The 16,197-nt window shown below is 56.5% G+C and carries 22 protein-coding genes and 1 pseudogene; 9 read left to right on the top strand and 14 right to left on the bottom strand.

From position 1 onward, the window contains the following. Window positions 1–128: 128 nt before the first annotated feature. From AC3ZU9_RS17810 to AC3ZU9_RS17775, 8 genes are all read right to left on the bottom strand, one after another. Complete coding sequence (locus tag AC3ZU9_RS17810; RefSeq protein WP_490091136.1) at window positions 129–614, bottom strand: GNAT family N-acetyltransferase; 486 nt, start codon at window positions 612–614, stop codon at window positions 129–131. After that, the gene (locus AC3ZU9_RS17805) at window positions 614–1,063 is read right to left on the bottom strand and encodes a GNAT family N-acetyltransferase (RefSeq protein ID WP_490091125.1); all 450 of its coding nucleotides are present in this window, start codon (window positions 1,061–1,063) and stop codon (window positions 614–616) included. The genes AC3ZU9_RS17810 and AC3ZU9_RS17805 overlap by 1 nt, the downstream gene beginning before the upstream one ends. Further along, window positions 1,060–2,100 (bottom strand): hypothetical protein, encoded by a 1,041-nt coding sequence (locus tag AC3ZU9_RS17800; RefSeq protein ID WP_490091124.1) that lies wholly within the window; start codon window positions 2,098–2,100, stop codon window positions 1,060–1,062. Before AC3ZU9_RS17800 ends, AC3ZU9_RS17805 begins: the two co-directional genes overlap by 4 nt. Window positions 2,101–2,122: 22 nt before the next feature. Continuing rightward, on the bottom strand, window positions 2,123–3,067 hold the full coding sequence (locus AC3ZU9_RS17795) for an alpha/beta hydrolase fold domain-containing protein (protein WP_490091123.1): 945 nt from the start codon (window positions 3,065–3,067) through the stop codon (window positions 2,123–2,125). Beyond that, complete coding sequence (tspO, locus tag AC3ZU9_RS17790) at window positions 3,067–3,507, bottom strand: tryptophan-rich sensory protein TspO (RefSeq protein WP_046036618.1); 441 nt, start codon at window positions 3,505–3,507, stop codon at window positions 3,067–3,069. The genes AC3ZU9_RS17795 and tspO overlap by 1 nt, the downstream gene beginning before the upstream one ends. 65 nt (window positions 3,508–3,572) lie before the next feature. Next, complete coding sequence (locus tag AC3ZU9_RS17785) at window positions 3,573–4,133, bottom strand: nucleotidyltransferase family protein (protein ID WP_046036617.1); 561 nt, start codon at window positions 4,131–4,133, stop codon at window positions 3,573–3,575. A 184-nt stretch (window positions 4,134–4,317) separates the two neighbouring features. Further along, a complete protein-coding gene (locus AC3ZU9_RS17780; protein WP_046036616.1) occupies window positions 4,318–4,551 on the bottom strand; it encodes a hypothetical protein in 234 nt (77 codons plus the stop codon). Window positions 4,552–4,657: 106 nt separating this feature from the next. Beyond that, complete coding sequence (locus AC3ZU9_RS17775; RefSeq protein ID WP_490091122.1) at window positions 4,658–5,599, bottom strand: hypothetical protein; 942 nt, start codon at window positions 5,597–5,599, stop codon at window positions 4,658–4,660. Between the two features lie 128 nt (window positions 5,600–5,727). On the opposite strand from AC3ZU9_RS17775, the gene AC3ZU9_RS17770 reads away from it, so the two are divergent. The 4 genes from AC3ZU9_RS17770 (at window position 5,728) to AC3ZU9_RS17755 (ending at window position 8,237) form a co-directional block, all read left to right on the top strand. Continuing rightward, entirely contained in the window at window positions 5,728–6,159 is a 432-nt protein-coding gene (locus AC3ZU9_RS17770; protein WP_490091121.1) for a YeeE/YedE family protein, read from the top strand. A gap of 2 nt (window positions 6,160–6,161) precedes the next feature. After that, window positions 6,162–6,587, top strand: coding sequence for a DUF6691 family protein (locus AC3ZU9_RS17765; RefSeq protein ID WP_155003000.1), 426 nt, complete (start codon window positions 6,162–6,164; stop codon window positions 6,585–6,587). Window positions 6,588–6,672: 85 nt separating this feature from the next. Then, window positions 6,673–7,662 (top strand): zinc-dependent alcohol dehydrogenase family protein, encoded by a 990-nt coding sequence (locus AC3ZU9_RS17760; RefSeq protein WP_490091120.1) that lies wholly within the window; start codon window positions 6,673–6,675, stop codon window positions 7,660–7,662. Window positions 7,663–7,997: 335 nt separating this feature from the next. Beyond that, window positions 7,998–8,237: a DUF6124 family protein gene (locus tag AC3ZU9_RS17755; protein ID WP_490091119.1), complete on the top strand. Its 240-nt coding sequence runs from the start codon at window positions 7,998–8,000 to the stop codon at window positions 8,235–8,237. 428 nt (window positions 8,238–8,665) lie between these two features. Here AC3ZU9_RS17755 and AC3ZU9_RS17750 read toward each other — a convergent pair whose 3' ends face one another. Both AC3ZU9_RS17750 and AC3ZU9_RS17745 read right to left on the bottom strand, forming a co-directional pair. After that, on the bottom strand, window positions 8,666–9,748 hold the full coding sequence (locus tag AC3ZU9_RS17750; protein ID WP_490091118.1) for a hypothetical protein: 1,083 nt from the start codon (window positions 9,746–9,748) through the stop codon (window positions 8,666–8,668). 501 nt (window positions 9,749–10,249) lie between these two features. Beyond that, window positions 10,250–10,492, bottom strand: a complete 243-nt coding sequence (locus AC3ZU9_RS17745) for a hypothetical protein (protein ID WP_490091117.1) — start codon at window positions 10,490–10,492, stop codon at window positions 10,250–10,252. A 59-nt stretch (window positions 10,493–10,551) separates the two neighbouring features. On the opposite strand from AC3ZU9_RS17745, the gene AC3ZU9_RS17740 reads away from it, so the two are divergent. Both AC3ZU9_RS17740 and AC3ZU9_RS17735 read left to right on the top strand, forming a co-directional pair. After that, window positions 10,552–11,202, top strand: coding sequence for a hypothetical protein (locus tag AC3ZU9_RS17740; protein ID WP_490091116.1), 651 nt, complete (start codon window positions 10,552–10,554; stop codon window positions 11,200–11,202). Window positions 11,203–11,445: 243 nt separating this feature from the next. Then, complete coding sequence (locus AC3ZU9_RS17735) at window positions 11,446–12,345, top strand: alpha/beta fold hydrolase (protein WP_122811182.1); 900 nt, start codon at window positions 11,446–11,448, stop codon at window positions 12,343–12,345. 154 nt (window positions 12,346–12,499) lie between these two features. On the opposite strand, the gene AC3ZU9_RS17730 is transcribed toward AC3ZU9_RS17735, so the two are convergent. Together AC3ZU9_RS17730 and AC3ZU9_RS17725 are read right to left on the bottom strand one after the other, a co-directional pair. Continuing rightward, window positions 12,500–12,931 carry a bleomycin resistance protein gene (locus AC3ZU9_RS17730; protein ID WP_046036605.1) on the bottom strand — a complete coding sequence of 144 codons (432 nt, stop codon included), beginning with the start codon at window positions 12,929–12,931 and terminating at the stop codon, window positions 12,500–12,502. A gap of 282 nt (window positions 12,932–13,213) precedes the next feature. Then, window positions 13,214–13,501, bottom strand: coding sequence for a barstar family protein (locus AC3ZU9_RS17725; protein ID WP_093541140.1), 288 nt, complete (start codon window positions 13,499–13,501; stop codon window positions 13,214–13,216). A 123-nt stretch (window positions 13,502–13,624) separates the two neighbouring features. Between AC3ZU9_RS17725 and AC3ZU9_RS17720 the strand changes: the two are divergent. Then, a pseudogene (locus AC3ZU9_RS17720) lies at window positions 13,625–13,753 on the top strand (hypothetical protein); the annotation flags it as partial. Between the two features lie 125 nt (window positions 13,754–13,878). Here the strand turns inward: AC3ZU9_RS17720 and AC3ZU9_RS17715 are convergent. Further along, complete coding sequence (locus tag AC3ZU9_RS17715) at window positions 13,879–14,562, bottom strand: hypothetical protein (RefSeq protein WP_490091135.1); 684 nt, start codon at window positions 14,560–14,562, stop codon at window positions 13,879–13,881. 148 nt (window positions 14,563–14,710) lie between these two features. Between AC3ZU9_RS17715 and AC3ZU9_RS17710 the strand changes: the two genes are divergently transcribed. Together AC3ZU9_RS17710 and AC3ZU9_RS17705 are read left to right on the top strand one after the other, a co-directional pair. Next, window positions 14,711–14,953, top strand: a complete 243-nt coding sequence (locus tag AC3ZU9_RS17710; protein ID WP_490091115.1) for a hypothetical protein — start codon at window positions 14,711–14,713, stop codon at window positions 14,951–14,953. 38 nt (window positions 14,954–14,991) lie between these two features. Then, window positions 14,992–15,528, top strand: a complete 537-nt coding sequence (locus AC3ZU9_RS17705) for a hypothetical protein (RefSeq protein WP_244159495.1) — start codon at window positions 14,992–14,994, stop codon at window positions 15,526–15,528. Window positions 15,529–15,542: 14 nt separating this feature from the next. On the opposite strand, the gene AC3ZU9_RS17700 is transcribed toward AC3ZU9_RS17705, so the two are convergent. Continuing rightward, window positions 15,543–16,097: a LysE family translocator gene (locus AC3ZU9_RS17700; protein ID WP_490091114.1), complete on the bottom strand. Its 555-nt coding sequence runs from the start codon at window positions 16,095–16,097 to the stop codon at window positions 15,543–15,545. Window positions 16,098–16,197: the final 100 nt, after the last annotated feature.

Here is a 16,197-nt window from a genome sequence, read left to right as displayed (position 1 = left end):
GGCCGCTGCATTCCTCCAGGTCGAACCGTGGCGTATGGCTTCAGGGGGCTGCTTCGCAGCCCAGCGCGGGGCAAGCCCGCTCACTACAACAAGCCCCCCAGAGCAATAACCCCCCCCGGAGCATTGATCTATAAAGCCCTGTGCATATGCGTCGTCCGCCACACCGGGTCTGCTTCCACATCCACGACCTCAAACCCCTGCCGAACCCAAAATTCAATTGCCCCCGGCAAAAACGGATGGGTATGCAAGTACATCACCTCCACCCGATCGGCTTTCGCCATCGCTTCCAACGCACGGTACAACTGCCCCGCCAAGCCAAAACGGCGAAACGCTGGTGCTACAAACAAGCGCACCACTTCCACCGTCTTGCGGCCTTGGTAATTCAACTGCGCAAAACGCCCGTCATAGGGCAGATAACCCATGGCGGCAACGATTTGGCCTTGTTGGCGCGCAATCAAAAACCGCCCGTCACCGTGAAGATAGATGGCCTCAAACTGCGCCAAATCAGCCGGTAGACCGGTTGCGCTGAGCTTGGGGAAGAGTTCGGCACGGGCCTGCAGAACAAAATCCAGCACGTCGGAAATGTCGCCGGTGGTTACTGCGTGAACGTCCATCATCCGGCCACTCGCACATAACGCAGGTAGCCATTGGAGCCAGTGCCCACACACACGAACCCCGCGCCCTCGTACAACCTGCGCGCGGGATTATCCGGGTGCACGCTCAAACGCCATCGGGTAAAACCCGCCCGCCCCGCTGCCAGCACATAGGCGTCCAACAGCACGCGGCCAATGCCCTGGCGCCGGAACGCTGCGCCGACATTGATCGTGCTCAGTTCGGCAGAATCGTCCTCGGCAGCCCACAGCGAATATCCGGCGAGCTGCCCGTCCCACATCGCGATGGTCATACGCTCAAAGTTATCGACCCAACGGGTCAGGTGACGCTCCATCTGACGCCGCCATCCGACCATGTGGGCCGGCTCCCATTGCTGGATATAGCCCATTTCGCCGCGATAGATCGACGGGAGGTCAGTCACCAAGGCCGGGCGCAATACCAGTGCCGTCAATTGTTATTCCTAAACGTGGAAATTAACCGCCTTCGGGTAGCCAAATAACGCTTGTACTCCGCCTGGTATTCGAGAATGGCCGTGGGGTCGCTACCAAAGGTAATAACCTCGGCCAACTCCGATAACTCGGCATCCGGCAAAATGGCATTAAGGGCCGCCTTTCTGGAATCCATAGCGACGTAATTTCCAGAACTCAAGATATCGAGAATAAACACCGACAAACTCAACGAATCATGTACAGCATTCGTCTTGGACACCGATCCTTCTGAGATAACAGTCGCGACGCTTTTTACGGTAGCGAATCGCGGTTCCGGCAAATCATTTTGCGAGTCACAATGATAAAAAATAAATGAAGGATTGCACTTTGATTTCGCCAGGACAGCCAACTGCGGCCCGGACTCGGCATTTGACTGACTGATATCCACGTCAACGGAGTCGGTTCTTTTAGCCTGAAAAATCACTGGGCACACCTTCAGATTACCCTGCACATCTTTCCACTCGAAAAGCAATGCGAAGTCTCCGCCGGTTTTCTTCTCCCTTTTCTTGACCTGCAGCTCCAGCTTTTGAACATTAAGCCGAGCGCCCGATGCAGCAAAATATTTCTCATACCGAAGTTGCACAAGGTCAGACTTGGAGGCCAGCAGTTGGATCAAGTGCCCGGAGAGTTGCACTTCAATATTCTTCTTGGAGCAAACTTCTATAAATGCCAACTCCGCTTCTTGCACCACTTGAATAATGGCCCACATTTCAAATGAAACGAACGCAATCGGGCAGGACAAGTACTCTCTGTAATAGCGCAAAAAGTCACGTGCCTCTTTGATCAACTCTCGCAAAAAAATCTTTCCCGGCTCAGCCGTGATACTGATCGAGCGACGTATCGCTTTTACTGTATGTTCTGCCAACTGCGGATGTTGTTTATAACAGTTCAAAAACGTGCGTGAACGTGGCGTTTTCAAAAAATCGACAACCACTCTATCCCAAAGTGCGTCCATCTCATCGAAGTCAAGCTCAATCCCTGATAGTTCGATTTTCTCCATTTCAACAGCCTCTGCGCGTACTTTAGTCTTCCAATCGGTTCCGCGAACTCAGGTCATCCATCTGTGCCGTAATCCACCGGCGACTATATTCCAACACCTCGCCCCCCATCGCCACCGGAAAATGAATAAACCCATGCGCCGCCTCCGGCAACAGGTGCGCCTCAGCCCCCGGCCACCGCTCAGCGATCAACAGCGTGTCGTCTTTCAACGGGTCCAACTCACCCACAAACATCAACGCCGGCGGCAAGCCTTCGAAATCGCCATACAACGGTGACAACGGCGGCTGGCGACGTTCCTCATCGCTCAACCCCGGCGTCAGCCTGCGCAGTGCCTCGACCATGCCCGGCCCGTCCAGCAACAACGTGTGCGGCCCCGCCGTGCGCACGCTCGGGGTACCGGTCAGGTCGTAGACGCCGTAATACAGCACCGCTGCGCTCACCCGCTTGAGCACGTCCGGCCATTGCTTCAACGCCAGCAACGTCGCCGCCGCCAAATGCCCACCGGCCGATTCGCCGACGACGATCACCGGCAGGTCGGCAAATTCATCGGTGGTCAGCAACCAGCGGGCGGCCGCCAGGCAGTCGTCCATCAGGCCCTCGACCGGCGTGTCGACTGCCAGCCGATAGTCCACCGACACCACCGTCACGTCGCAGGCGTTGACCATGCCGAGGTTGAGGTCGTCGTTCATCTGCGCATTGCCGATCACCCAGCCGCCGCCGTGGATGTCCAGCACCACGCCCTTGGGCTTGCCGCTCGGCCGCAGGATGCGCACCGGGACTGACCCCACGAGTCGGGTCTCAGCCACCGGCGCCCGCTTGATCTTTTGACTGGCGCGCAACAACGCCTGGATCAGGCGCGGCGTAACGCGATTGCGGATTTTAAAACGTGGCATCCACGCGAGTTTCTGGTTGAAACGGCGCATCTCGGCCCGTTCAGGCTCACTGGCGGGCCAGGGTGTGTAGGCCATCAACGGTTATTCCGCAGGATCGAGAAATTCAGCGCTGCCGCTACACACAGCCACGCCAGGTAAGGGAACAGGATCAAGCCGGTGATCAGGTCCAGGCGCACCGCCAGCACCACCATCGCCGCCACGGTCACCCACAGCACCGCGATAATCACCATCCCCGCCAGTAAGCGATGGGCGCCGAAGAACACCGGCGTCCACAGCGTATTCAACGCGATCTGCGCCGCCCACAGGGCCAACACCATTTGGCTACCTGGGATAAGACTCAGGCGATAACCGGCCCAAGCCAGCAATAGGTAGATGATCGTCCACGCCACCGGGAACAGCCAATTGGGCGGGGTGAAGCTGGGTTTGACCAGGGATTCGTACCAGGCGCCGGGTTTGAAGATGATGCCGGTACTGGCAGCGGCGGCGCAGGCGAGCAGGAAGATGAAGAAGGTCATGGTCGGTCCTTGGCTGGGCATTTCAAGCTTGGACGCGCAGGACACGGGTAAAAGTTCACTGCAATTCAGGGCATCACGATGTTCAGCCAAGGCCACCGCGCCTGATAACTGCGGGCCTTCTGCACAAACAACTCCCGCTCCGGATGCAGCGGGTTGATGCGCAGCACACCCTGCTCCACATCCTCCAAACCATACGGCGCATACACCTCACCCGTCGCAATCTCCAAGCCGATGCACGTACCCGCCACCAGGTAACGATCAATCCCCTGCTTGGCCGTGTGCAACTGCGGATACGGCCGACCAAACCGCTGGCCATACCACAGATGAACCCGCGCCTGGTTCTTCACTTCAACATTCACGCCCAGGTCCTTGAACAGCACCTCGGCCGCACGGATCACCGCATCCTCAGCCTCGTAGGACAGGTCCGTATCGAAGTAGAAAACGTCGTAGTCCTTGACGCCCTGGTCAGCAGGCAGGTTCGACTGATGATTCCACACCGCCTGGAACAGGCAGCCCGCCGTGAGAAAGCACTGGTCCACGCCAAGGTCGGGCAGGCGCGCGGTAATCTCGGCATTGATGGGGTTGGCCATGGCCAGGTTGAGCAAAGCGTCGACGGTCAATGTCATGCGCATTCCTTCTTGAACTTACCCGCCGCGCCCCTTGTGGCGAGGGAGCTTGCTCCCGTTGGGGCGCGAAGCGGCCCTCATCGGCGTCCGTGTTTTGCCTGATAACCCGCGTCAGCCGGTTTTGGGGCTGCTGCGCAGCCCATCGGGAGCAAGCGCCCTCGCCACCAGGAGGACCGACCGATGATCAAGCCTTCAACTCACCCGCACGGTGAGTCGCTGCGTCATCGTAAACCACATACAACGACTCGGCGACCTGGCTTTTGATGGCCTTGGTCGACTCAAGACCCAGCACAAAACCCTCAGCTTTACCGCCGGCACGGTTGAGTTCTTCAGGCGTGGCGGCGCCGGTGATGGCGTCGAAAAGCTTGGTGGCGTGGGGGCCTACGCCTTTGGGCAGGCTGATCTGGTCGATGGACATGGGCGATACCTTAAAAGAGAGAGATCGGTAGCGCGTGGAACCACTGCCGGGGGTGGCATGGTAGACCGGCTGGAACAGAAAGGGGCGGCTTTTGATTAACCTGCGCTCAGGGCGCCGACTTGAACCGGCCTTGAAACGCGATGCGCAGGCATGCCCAGGCGATATAGCCCACGATCACCACCTCGACCACGCCGATAAGCAGGTTGAATGAAAAGGTGACGGGTTGCTCCGCCCAATAAAAGGTCGTTGCACGGGATCGAAAACCACTGACCCGCAGCCGACCCGTGAACAGCGCGGGCACCAGTGCGAAGAGCTGCGACAGCTCCAACACCGCCAAAAACGCCCCCAGCAGGCCCAGCAGACCGCGTGCGGGCATGCCGACAGCCTCGGTCGATGCCGCTGAAGGCGCAGGCTCTTTTGCTTTTTGCGCGCGGGCGACCTTGGCCGGGGATGGCGCAGGCCTATAAGGCGGCTTGCGCGGCGCCGACGCATCGATCACGTCGGTTGGCACCGCCATGTTCAGGTAGCCGGCCACTTCCGCCAGCCACCGCTCGGTGCGCGGGCTGCCCGGCACCACCGGAACGTTGTCGGTGGTCAGGCGGTGCTCGCTGCCGTCACGCATCACCAACCACAGCTGGGTGTAAATCGGCTCGGCCTGTGGGCGGCGGCGCAGTTCGAGGGCGTGTGGGTGATCGAGTCGAAACGCCTGACGCACCCGCTCGCGGCGCCCAAACGCGTTGCGGGTCAGGCGTTGCCCCTCCCCGTCGTGTCGCGACAAGCGCAAGGTCTCGCGAATGCCGGTGTACACCATCAGGAACAGCCCCATGGCCGGCATCAACAGCAACGCGAGCACGATCAGCAGCGAGGACAGCGGGTGCAGGCCCACCAGCGGCAAATAGCCCTCGATGATCCCGCACACCACGAACACCACCGGCACGCTCAAGGCCAGCCCGCCTACCCACCACACGACAGCACTCTGCACAGGGTTGTGCGAGTGGATGAGCAAATCATCCTGCACCGTTCGCTCGAACCGATGGCCAATCCACATGCCGCTCTCCTGATGTGCGTGCGTGGCCCCGGATGATACGTGAGCGCGCCCATTTGTTTCATGACCCTCCCCACAAAACCGTGATATCGATAAGCTTGATCCCCCACCCGCCGCGCAGGCCCCGCACCATGACCCTCTCTCCCGACTTCACCCCCTGGGCCTCCCTGCTCGGCGGCGCACTGATCGGCCTCAGCGCCGGCCTGTTCATCCTGCTCAACGGCCGCATCGCCGGCATCAGCGGCCTGCTCGGCAGCCTGCTGGCCAAACATGGCGAAGGGCGCGCTGAAAAAGGCCTGTTCCTGCTCGGCCTGCTCGCCTCGCCCTGGCTCTGGTCACTGTTCGGCACCCTGCCCAGCGTGTCGATCCAGGCCGGTGGTGCTGCGTTGGTGCTGGCGGGGCTGCTGGTCGGCATCGGCACACGGTATGGCGCCGGGTGTACCAGCGGGCATGGGATCTGCGGGCTGTCGCGTCTGTCGTTGCGCTCGCTGGTGGCGGTGGGTTGCTTCATGGGCAGCGGGTTTGCCGCTGTCTACGTGACTCGCCACCTGATAGGAGCCTGAGCATGCGCAAACTGACCGCATTAATCGCCGGCCTGATCTTTGGCCTGGGGCTGTACCTCAGCGGCATGACCAACCCGGCAAAGGTGCTGGGGTTTCTCGACCTGGCCGGTGAATGGGACCCTTCCCTGGCGCTCGTCATGCTCGGTGCGCTCGTGGTCAGCAGCGTGTTCTTCTACTTCGCCAGGCACCGACGCACCTCGTTACTGGGCGCGCCGATGCAGATGCCGACCCACCGCACAATCAACCGGCGGCTGGTGCTCGGCAGCGTGGTGTTCGGGGTTGGCTGGGGGATCGCCGGGTTGTGTCCGGGGCCTGCGGTGGCATTGTTGCTGACGGGGCAATGGCAGGTGGGGGTGTTCGTGCTGGCGATGGGGGTGGGAATGTGGGTATTTGAAGGAATGGAGTCGCGCAGGTCGGCCAAGGCTTGATACACGGGCAAGACGTTCTGCTTTATCTCACACCGTCCCCGGCCTACATTGAACGCCTCATGGATCAATACGGAGGTCAACATTCATGGCACGCATAGTCAGGATTCACGCCTACGGCGACGCCAGCGTCTTGAAACTGGAAGACGTGGACGTCCCCGCCCCCGCCGCCGATGAAGTGCAAATCGACGTCAAAGCCTTCGGCCTCAACCGCGCCGAAGTGATGTTCCGCAACCACGCCTATCTACAGGAAGCCGAATTCCCCAGCCGCCTGGGCTACGAAGCCGCCGGCGTGGTGATCGCAGTCGGCGCCGATGTCACCGACATTCAAGTGGGCGACGCCGTCAGCGTCATCCCTCCGCTGGACATCGCCCGCTGGGGCACCTATGGCGAAGTGGCCAACGTGCCCGCCCACCTCACCGTCAAACACCCGCAAACCCTCAGCTTTGTGCAAGCCGCCGCGTCCTGGATGCAATACGTCACCGCCTGGGGCGCGCTGGTGGAACAGGCCAAACTGACCCAGGGCGACGTGGTGTTGGTAACCGCCGCCTCCAGCAGCGTCGGCCTGGCCGCCTTCCAGATCGCCCGCAGCGTCGGCGCCACCGCGATCGCCGTGACCCGCACCCGCGCAAAAAAACAGGCGCTGCTGGATGCCGGCGCGGCCCATGTCATCGTCAGCGATGAAGAGGACCTGGTCGAACGCGTGATGCAATTGACCGACGGCCAAGGCGCCCGCGTGGTGTTCGACCCGATTGGCGGGCCGGGCTTCGAAGCGCTCACCCAGAGCATGGCCAGGGGCGGGATATTGCTGGAGTACGGCGCGCTGAGTTCGGAGCCGACACCGTTTCCATTGTTTACCGTGCTGGGCAAATGTTTGACGCTCAAGGGGTATCTCTACGCCGAGATCGTGGCTGACCCGGTGGTGTTGGCACGGGCCAAGGCGTTTATTTTGGAAGGGCTGGCGTCGGGGGCGTTGTCGCCGGTGATTGCGAAGACGTTTGGGTTGGATGAGGTGCAGGAAGCGCATCGGTTTTTGGAGGCGAACCAGCAAGTGGGCAAGGTGGTGGTGACGGTGTGAGGGCGGCGTCCTAGGACAATTCCCAAAGCTGGGGGATGGGTTGCCCGATTGCCTACGCGTGCGTCAGAATCCGCCGGCTTGTGCGCTGGGGTGGTCGAATCTAAGGTGGCGCGGTCGCTGAATTTCTCGGTGATCGGGTTTAGTAGCCCGGATCGGTTATCTAAATGTGCATGAGCTTCATCTGTCAGACATCGCGTCTGTGCTTGATGGCGGCTGTGCGCAGGGCGTCCTCGGACGCGCCGGCTTTAGATATCCACCGGTCTACTAACCTGCGTACAGCTGCCACCCACTCGTTTAGTAGCGGGGAGGTGGTGGCCTAATCCAGGATATCTTTTATGTTTAAGGTCGCACCGGATTCAACCGCGCTTTTCTGCGTTGCTCCAGACGCCAGCAATGAAACCCTCGTTACCAATAGCTACGAGACCTTCGCCTCGGTCAGCACCCTTCTGCTCGACCTCTCCGAAGGCCTGAGTGGCAAACAGCGTGACGTCGCGCTGGCAATTCACCAACTGAGTGAATTGGGCGTGTTACTCACAGCCAAGCTTCTTGATCGTGAGGCCCCCTCCGCTGGCTGATCATGGCTATCCAGAAGGCAAGGCGGATCAGTCGCTGAGTCGTAGTACGAAAAAAGGAGGACGGAGTGATCCATGAAGAATCGTTTCGTCCCCTTTTCAATGGTCTCAAAAAGGCCTTTCATGAATGGCTACTCTCGGCCAATTCTGTTGAAAAAGTCGGTTCTTCCAGACTGCCCTCATACTAACCGCTGAAAGCGCCTTTTTTACGCGCCGCTATGCGAAATCTGCCCCCGGAGCCGTCTGATCAAAGTAAAGATTTCAATCTCAAGCGCGTACTTTTCTGTCGTGGAAACCATGGCCTACTTTTTCAACAGAATCGGCCAGAAGCAGTCATTCGAATACGTGTATTAAAAACGGGGCGAGTCAGTCAGCCAATATTAAGAGTAATGGTGGAATGAACCCCGACTATGGAATGGATTTCTAATTTTCTATTTATTGGATTTTTCATTGCTCGTTTTTTCGATGAAATCTGGTACAAGCCTCTCGCTAAAGCCAGCAATAATGGCCAAGATTAGCAGCCTGCTATTACTTTCACTCATAAGATTCAGAAGCAAGCCTGCCTTGCATGCGATCAAAGAAATAACGCCGAACGCGCAACCGAGCCCAACGCGTACTATTCCTTGAAGAACAATTGTTCCATTATGTTCATAAAGGCTAATTTGTAGTTGCTGAGCACGCTGGAGCACTGATATTAGTGCGCCACAAACCCCTCCAAACAAACCAATTAAAAAGACATTAAGATTAGGAGTAGAAGGGGTTGAGAAGAGCTTATAAGTTATTCCTGAAAACAGCATGACGCTGAGCGATGCAAGCGCTACAAAAAGTATCAAATAATATGCCGCAATACTGTTTGCCGTTTTTTCAATATAAATAGTTACGGGATTGAAAATCACAGAAGGATCGACACTATCGCCTTTTAATTTGGACCTCAAACCAATTGTTAGGCACGTTGCGAGTTTTAAGTTTAGGAACTTTGTTCTGCTCGGGTGAACCGCGACTGCGCCCCATGCGCGCAATTTGTAAAACTCGTCAAGGACATCTGAGTTGTAAAGCTGCACATTTCTCACCCTGTGCTTTACTTGTTCGTCATGATCAATATATACGGTATAGTCTTTGTTGGTACCAATTATTAATATTGGTTTTGGTAGAGCCCCTATGCACACGGATAACTTTTCAAGTTCCGCATCGACACTTACTATATCGGCTTCTTCTAGACAGCTAGTGGCAAAGATGAGAGATAAAATTGAAATGGCATGACTGTCTATAGAGTCGGCATAAATATTCCCAAACTTATTAAAAGCTTGAGTTCTAAGCAGTTCTAGCTGATTTAATTTTGAAAGCGCTAGATTACTGTTGTCAGTCGACGAATATCTTAACTCGTTATTTCCTTTAAAAATAAAACATTTTTTACTGCTGAGTAAAATTTCATCAACTTTTACACCATCTAAATGGTCACCAACAGAAATATCTATGAAGGTATTTATGGTGTTGAGTGAGAAAAACTTGGACAAGACTAACTCCTTTGATCATGACCTTAGATTATAGTTTTGTTGAGTTTGTAGATATTTAGAGTAAGGGGTCAGGGCAAGCTGATGCAGCTTAACTAACGGAAAGGGAACTGACGCTTAGATCAAAAAGAAAATCCGGCTATCATGTTGGAAAGAAATTTTTCCTTTGCGTAGCTGGCTGCGAGGTCCGCATTGGAGTCGAGGACAGTGAACCCATTCGCAGATCTCTCGTAAGTCCAGTGGAGGACTTGCCTAATATTGTCTTGAATTATCAGCATCTTCAGTCCTGCGCGTAACTGATGGCGCTATGATGCCACAGGTGCGCAGGTATTTGTATCACTTTGCGTTGAGCAGTTTCTGCCCGAATCTCTCCTCAACTACACTGACAGCAGCGCTCCACCCATTAGTCTCTACCGTCGCGTGAGATAGGAAGCGACCCAATATAGATAATCCGTGTCGACTGCAACAAACCGTCGGGATCGATTACTCCCAGGATTGCAAGCGCTAAATAGCTTCGAGAAGCTGTCCGTCAAAGTACTCGGTTTCATCTCGCGACTGGTCTTTAATGCGGCGCTTCGCCTCGATCAGCAATTGTTCGGTCGCGATATTCTGATTCAAAAAAGTAGCGACCATAAGATCATCCAAACACTCTAGAGATGTGTTCCATGCCTTCCGGCAATGCTGCATGAGCCCTGTGAGGGCATCCCCACTCCATGGACCTAAAATATCCGAGACTGCCAGGGTCATAAGCCTGCTTTGAGAGAAATTGAACGGCTGGTAATTTCAAACGTTCAGGAGATAGATGAATGGCGAAATCGAATGGCGACTCTTGGCCAATTGCTGCCTTTCGCGACGGGCAGAAAACGGCCAGAAGCGGACGCAAAGGCGTTTGTGTAGTATCTGCCTCTGTTCCCACCTATATGAGAAACCTGATGTCTGGCCGCCGCTCCCCGTCCCCAGCAAGAGCTGTCCGAGACCTGCAAAACGTACGCTCGCTTTTGGGAAAGCACCTGAGCGAGCTGCTGCACGACCAATACTATTTCAACGATGAGAAAAACTTGAGAGACATAGGTTCTTTAGAGTGGCGGTTTGGCGAGCGAGAAGTTTTATCCATGTATCTATTGAGTGATGGCGAGAGAGTAGGCGCGGACTTACTGCCCTCTGATACGCCGGCTTCCTTTCAGATAGAACCGAACGCGACCTGCTCATGGAAGCGTGAAAACCTGCTTACAGGTTTATCAGCAACACACCTCGAGAACAAAAAAGTTTGTGCAGTTGAGGGGATTCTTGACTCTCTCTACGGGCAAGAGCCTTGGCTTGTCGGATTCAGAGTTAAGTTCGAGACAGGTGACTCCTTGATCTACCTTAACCAGGGCGACGACGCCGTCGTTTTGATTAATACGCTACCGCCAGTAAGTGTTGGCCTCGAAACCCGCTTCGTTACCTCAATTCAGTGACCGCTTCGGGTCGATTTCAGTCAGTCGAGGAGAATTGGGGTCAGACCACGCTTTCAATAATGGTGGTCTGACCCCTATTTCGCAAAGCGGACGCCAAAAATTGCAGGCCGGGATAGTTTTCTGGTGCCGATGGGCTCCGTATAGTGGCAATACTTTTTCGGTCAAAGGAGTGGCTATGAACTGGTTAAGCGGCCTACCTGTCGATGTAAATGTCATTACGCATTGCGCGAAAAGGGGAGCTCAATGCGTACAGGAATGATCCTTGCTGGGATCGGCACCATGCTGGCGCTGTCGTCTGCATCGCCAGCCCAGCCTGCACCCCTGCCGTCAGGAACTGTGAACCAGGGTGGTATCTCCGTGCTGGTACAAGGCTCGGGTACAGATATCATCTTAATTCCAGGATTTGCGTCGTCCTACGAAGTATGGACAGATTTGGCCTCCAGATTACGCCTCAGCCACCGTCTCCATCTTATACAGGTAGCTGGGTTTGCTGGCTCGCCTGCTGTATCCGACCCGGACGGGAGAGTAGTCGCGTCCACGGTCGAGGCGATCGCTGAATACATCCGCAGCCAGCGCATCGAGTCGCCGGTCATCATCGGTCATTCGTTGGGTGGTGAGGTGGCACTGATGCTAGGTGCTCGTCATCCCGATCAAGTGGGACGCCTGATGATTGTCGATGCGATGCCCTTTTATACTTTGCTGTTTGATCCCTCCGCGACCAGTGAAACGGCGGCCCCGTATGCTGCTGCGATGCGTGATGCAATGCTGGCGGCAACGCCTGAGCAGGCGGAAGCCATGCAACATGCCTCCATCGCCCGCCTCGCTAAAACTGAAGCGGTCAGACCAGGCCTAATCGCGGCGGGGATAAACTCGGACCGAAAGACTATGGCCGATGCCATGTATGAATTGATGGTCTCAGACCTCCGGCCTGAGCTTGGACGCATCAAGGTGCCCGTTGAAGTCGTCTATGCCTACGATCTGCTTTTCGGCGTAGAAGCGGCCCACGTCGATGCAATGTTCCGTAACGCCTATGCCTCTACCCCAAACATCAGCTTCAGGCGCATTGACGGCAGTTTTCACTTCATCATGCTTGATCAGCCAGAACTGTTCGCTAGTGCTGTCATCAGGTTCTTGAACCAGTGAACGGCGACGGAGTTGCTCGAGTGATGAGTCGCCGTAAAAGGGCACATGATTCGTTGCCGTGCTTGCAGGTCACCGACTGTCTGCTTTTGGCCGATTGCTGCCCGTCGCGAGCGGCGGCAATCGCCCCATAGCTGACGGTCGGCTTGGCTCAGATTCACATTGAGCAAGCCGGTCGCTCACCCAACCGCTCTACCAGCCTTACGAGATAACCGTCGGGATCCTGAACGATGAATTCGCGTTGGCCTACTTCTATATCGTCAGCCCGATACCAGGTGTCTTTGCATTCTCGATAGAGTGGACATCCAGCCTGAACAAGTTTTTGGATGATGGGTGCGACAGCCTCAACATCAATCTGTAGGTTGATGCCTCTTCCAAACGGTTTGGTCAACGGCGCAGTCAGCCATTGACCCGCGTCCGGATCAATCTGCTCCAGCATTACTTGAGCACCATTCAAATCAAGGTACGCAAATCCGTCATCCGACCGTTGATAAGCTACTTTGAACCCCAGACGAGAAACCCAAAAAGCCAGGCTGCTATCCAGGTTGGTGACCATTAACTCCGGAACCAGTTTGTTACGTTCGAACATGAGATGACTTCCATTTCAAAATGCTTGTTTTTATGGGCGGGCAGGTTCTGCACCTACGGCTTCGCTGCCAGGGCGAGATCGTGGTGAGCATGATGATGCACGGTTGGGTGGGAGTTATCGAGTCGCGTTGAGTGGCAGCTTCTGGCCCAGAGTGTGTAAAACAGATGGTGCAGCCAACCAACGGCAGTGAGCCAAAGATCTCACTGCGGGATCTACTGAAAATTTTCCAGAGGGAGGCTGGCGGTTTACTTGGCTCAGGCCAAATGTCGGCCTAAAAATCGTTTAGTCGAACTCCACATCTGGTGCGAGTTCTGGATACTCGATCTTCATGTCTTCAAGGATTTTTTGCATCAGCTTCGCATCCCCCGGTAAACGTCTGGATAAAGTATTCCACCCTGAGATTTTCAAGTGTATGGGCATTTCAACAAGTGCCGTAATTGCGTCCCAGAAAGCATCCCAATTACAGCCGTACCAGCCAGGGAATCCGAGTTCATCTTTCAAGATGGAATGGAGTTCGTCAGAACTCGTCACCTCACTTAAGTCAATCTTTACAACCTGTAAGCGGGCCATCGTCAGCACCTCCAAAATTGTTCGCCAGTAAGAGGGGTAACTGGAGTCCGCCTCTGTCAGGGAGCCTATGCCGCTATACACCTTTGCTATGATTTTCCGAGGTATTTAACTCAGGAATCGTCAATGAAGCGCTTCATTCAAGGCGAACATCGCGGCCAAAGCACCTTGCTTCCCGAGAGCCTTGACGACTACGTCAGCGATACCAACCCGGTGCGCGTAGTCGACGTCTTCGTCGATGAACTCGACCTAGGGGAATAGGGGTCAGACCACATTTTCAATAATGGTGGTCTGACCCCTATTTCATTGTTCACCTTCAGACCCCTCGTATTGCCAGCTCAATAACACATGGGCTCTGACCGTTTTTTTTCACGCACGGCTTACAACCCAAGTCCGTACTGAAACAACGCCATGTCCATCACCCGCGCCGTAGGATACGGCAGTTCCAGGCGTCCCGTTTTCAACGGCAGGGGTGAAAGATTCAGTTGCTCCACCACACCCACCAACGCCGTCAGCCCCTTCCCGCTGGCGGTGGTGATGAATGCGCGGCGGGGGAACAGATCGCGGCAGGCCGCAATGTAGAAACGGTCCAGCGCCGGGCACTCCCCCCACACCCCCATCAGGATTTTGGTCTTGAGCGTATCGGTCCAGGAGACGTTGGTGGCTAAGGTCTCCATGGAGGCCAATACCCTGTCCAACAGGGTTTGGTTATAGGCCAGGTCCGGTGCGCCGGGTGCGAAATTATCCAGGGAGAGTTCAAACAACTCCGGACCCTGGCCGGTAAAAAGGCACTTGGCCAACGCTTTCATCAGGTCCAGGTTGCTGTTCTGCAGCAGGCCCGAGGAGCCACGGAACATCCCCCAGTTCGCCAGGTAGAACCCAATATGCAGGGCTGTCGTGTCTATGTGTTCTTCGCTGATGAGGTCAGCCCACCGAGGGCGGGATTCGTCCCAGATGTATTCATAGAGAAACTCCCACGCCTTGAGTCGCGGGTAGTCGTTACCCGGTGAGGGCTGGATATTCTGGTAGTAGATTTGGGCATAGCGATTGACATCAAAAATCATCATCTGGCTTCCTGCGCACGGCGTTCCTGTTGATCACCTCAGCAGAGGTTATCGACAGCGCGGTCGAGATATTGAATACGCAGCCCCCAAGGACCCGCCCCACGTTTACACTGGCACCTTTTGCGCCGCTCACTCAGGGAAGCACTCGATGTCCACCGATCCGCTATGCCTGGTTTTTGTCCCCGCCCTTGTAGCTGTGCTCACCGCCGCCGAGGCGAAAAAGGGCGAGCCGTTGACCGAAGCTGAAGCGTGTGAAATCCGCGATGCAGCCACCTGTATTGCGCTGCCGTTCAGCACCGCGCTGGCGATGAAAACCGAGCGGGGTTATCCGGATATCGTCGCCGAGGACTGCTGGAATGAATGGCAACGGGTGCGTGTTTCGGTTGCCTAACCATGCTTATCGACCCCCTTATGAATGGAATCGACACCATGAACAACTCCCCGCGCCTGCTCAAACCTCTCATCTGCCTTACCCTCCTCGCCGCCCTCACCGGCTGCGGCGCATTGACGGATGTGCGCTCCTTCTCCACGCCCTACGCCACGCCCACCAGCGCTGAAACCGTGCGCCTGCGTGTGATGAGCGATGGCATGGTGCGCGCCGTGCCCAATTCCAACTGCATCAACTTCCGCCTGCCCGGCGCGGGGGTGATGGTGGTCAATCGAGATGGCTACGCAGACCGCAATGGCGAAAGCTTGGGCATGGCGCCCGTCGAGCGGGGTTCGGATGCCACGGTGATGAGTGAGCTACGGGTGCCGGCCGGGCAGCCCATCGCGTTTCATTACATCGGCAATCGTTGCTACAACATGTTCACTTTCGTGCCGGAGGCGGGGATGGATTACGAACTGGATGCAGCGGGTCGCTATAAGTGCGGGGTGACGCTCAAGCGCATGTTGGTCGGCAAGACTGAGGGCACCCGGGTGCCGTTAGGTGAGAGCAAGTTGTGCAACTGGGGCGATAACTTCTGAGTCACGTCTCGCCCTCAGCTATGCAACGGCAACGCCACCCCAAACAACACGAAGAACCCACCACAGACTTTATTGAACCGCCGCCCCGTGCGAGCCAACCAGGGCCGTACCCGGTGCGCGGCGCTGGCCACCAAGTATTCGACCACAAACTCCACCACGGCGTAGGTCAGCGCGATGATGGCAGTCTGCGTGATGATGTTTCTGTGGGGGTCCAGGAAGGGTGGGATAAACGCGGTGAACAGCAGCAGCGCCTTGGGGTTTGAGAGGGCCGAGACCAACCCTTGGCGGAACAGCGACCAGCGTCGCAGGCCGGTGGTAGCCGGCGTTTCCAGGGTGACGGGGGCGGCGCGCCACAGTCCGTAGCCCAGCCAGATCAGGTAGAGCCCGCCGGCGATCTTCAAGGCCGCGAACCCACTGGCCGAGGCCTGGATCAGTGCGCCCAGGCCCAGCGCGCACAGCGCAAGCACCAGGGCAAAGCCGAGCGCGCCGCCGCTGATGGTGAACAGGGTTCTGCGACTGCCGTGCAGCGCGCCATGGGTCAGCACCAGTAACGCATTCGGGCCTGGCACCACGGATATCCCGCAGCAGGTGAACAGGTAGAGCAACCAGGTCTGAAGGGCATGATCAGGTCCTTAATGGGTAGGTTCTGGCCGCTATCTTGCGAATGAA

It is taken from the genome of Pseudomonas sp. A39, from assembly GCF_058145955.1.
The sequence above is the reverse complement of the archived record's forward strand: the minus strand, read 5'-3'. Positions and strand labels throughout refer to the sequence as shown.

Excerpts from the sequence above, each read along its gene's own strand:
- AC3ZU9_RS17810 (WP_490091136.1), bottom strand. The coding sequence starts at position 614 with ATGGACGTTCACGCAGTAACCACCGGCGACATTTCCGACGTGCTGGAT.
- AC3ZU9_RS17800 (WP_490091124.1), bottom strand. The coding sequence starts at position 2,100 with ATGGAGAAAATCGAACTATCAGGGATTGAGCTTGACTTCGATGAGATG.
- AC3ZU9_RS17795 (WP_490091123.1), bottom strand. The coding sequence starts at position 3,067 with ATGGCCTACACACCCTGGCCCGCCAGTGAGCCTGAACGGGCCGAGATG.
- tspO (WP_046036618.1), bottom strand. The coding sequence starts at position 3,507 with ATGACCTTCTTCATCTTCCTGCTCGCCTGCGCCGCCGCTGCCAGTACC.
- AC3ZU9_RS17785 (WP_046036617.1), bottom strand. The coding sequence starts at position 4,133 with ATGACATTGACCGTCGACGCTTTGCTCAACCTGGCCATGGCCAACCCC.
- AC3ZU9_RS17780 (WP_046036616.1), bottom strand. The coding sequence starts at position 4,551 with ATGTCCATCGACCAGATCAGCCTGCCCAAAGGCGTAGGCCCCCACGCC.
- AC3ZU9_RS17775 (WP_490091122.1), bottom strand. The coding sequence starts at position 5,599 with ATGTGGATTGGCCATCGGTTCGAGCGAACGGTGCAGGATGATTTGCTC.
- AC3ZU9_RS17770 (WP_490091121.1), top strand. The coding sequence starts at position 5,728 with ATGACCCTCTCTCCCGACTTCACCCCCTGGGCCTCCCTGCTCGGCGGC.
- AC3ZU9_RS17765 (WP_155003000.1), top strand. The coding sequence starts at position 6,162 with ATGCGCAAACTGACCGCATTAATCGCCGGCCTGATCTTTGGCCTGGGG.
- AC3ZU9_RS17760 (WP_490091120.1), top strand. The coding sequence starts at position 6,673 with ATGGCACGCATAGTCAGGATTCACGCCTACGGCGACGCCAGCGTCTTG.
- AC3ZU9_RS17755 (WP_490091119.1), top strand. The coding sequence starts at position 7,998 with ATGTTTAAGGTCGCACCGGATTCAACCGCGCTTTTCTGCGTTGCTCCA.
- AC3ZU9_RS17745 (WP_490091117.1), bottom strand. The coding sequence starts at position 10,492 with ATGACCCTGGCAGTCTCGGATATTTTAGGTCCATGGAGTGGGGATGCC.
- AC3ZU9_RS17740 (WP_490091116.1), top strand. The coding sequence starts at position 10,552 with ATGGCGAAATCGAATGGCGACTCTTGGCCAATTGCTGCCTTTCGCGAC.
- AC3ZU9_RS17735 (WP_122811182.1), top strand. The coding sequence starts at position 11,446 with ATGCGTACAGGAATGATCCTTGCTGGGATCGGCACCATGCTGGCGCTG.
- AC3ZU9_RS17730 (WP_046036605.1), bottom strand. The coding sequence starts at position 12,931 with ATGTTCGAACGTAACAAACTGGTTCCGGAGTTAATGGTCACCAACCTG.
- AC3ZU9_RS17725 (WP_093541140.1), bottom strand. The coding sequence starts at position 13,501 with ATGGCCCGCTTACAGGTTGTAAAGATTGACTTAAGTGAGGTGACGAGT.
- AC3ZU9_RS17715 (WP_490091135.1), bottom strand. The coding sequence starts at position 14,562 with ATGATTTTTGATGTCAATCGCTATGCCCAAATCTACTACCAGAATATC.
- AC3ZU9_RS17710 (WP_490091115.1), top strand. The coding sequence starts at position 14,711 with ATGTCCACCGATCCGCTATGCCTGGTTTTTGTCCCCGCCCTTGTAGCT.
- AC3ZU9_RS17705 (WP_244159495.1), top strand. The coding sequence starts at position 14,992 with ATGAACAACTCCCCGCGCCTGCTCAAACCTCTCATCTGCCTTACCCTC.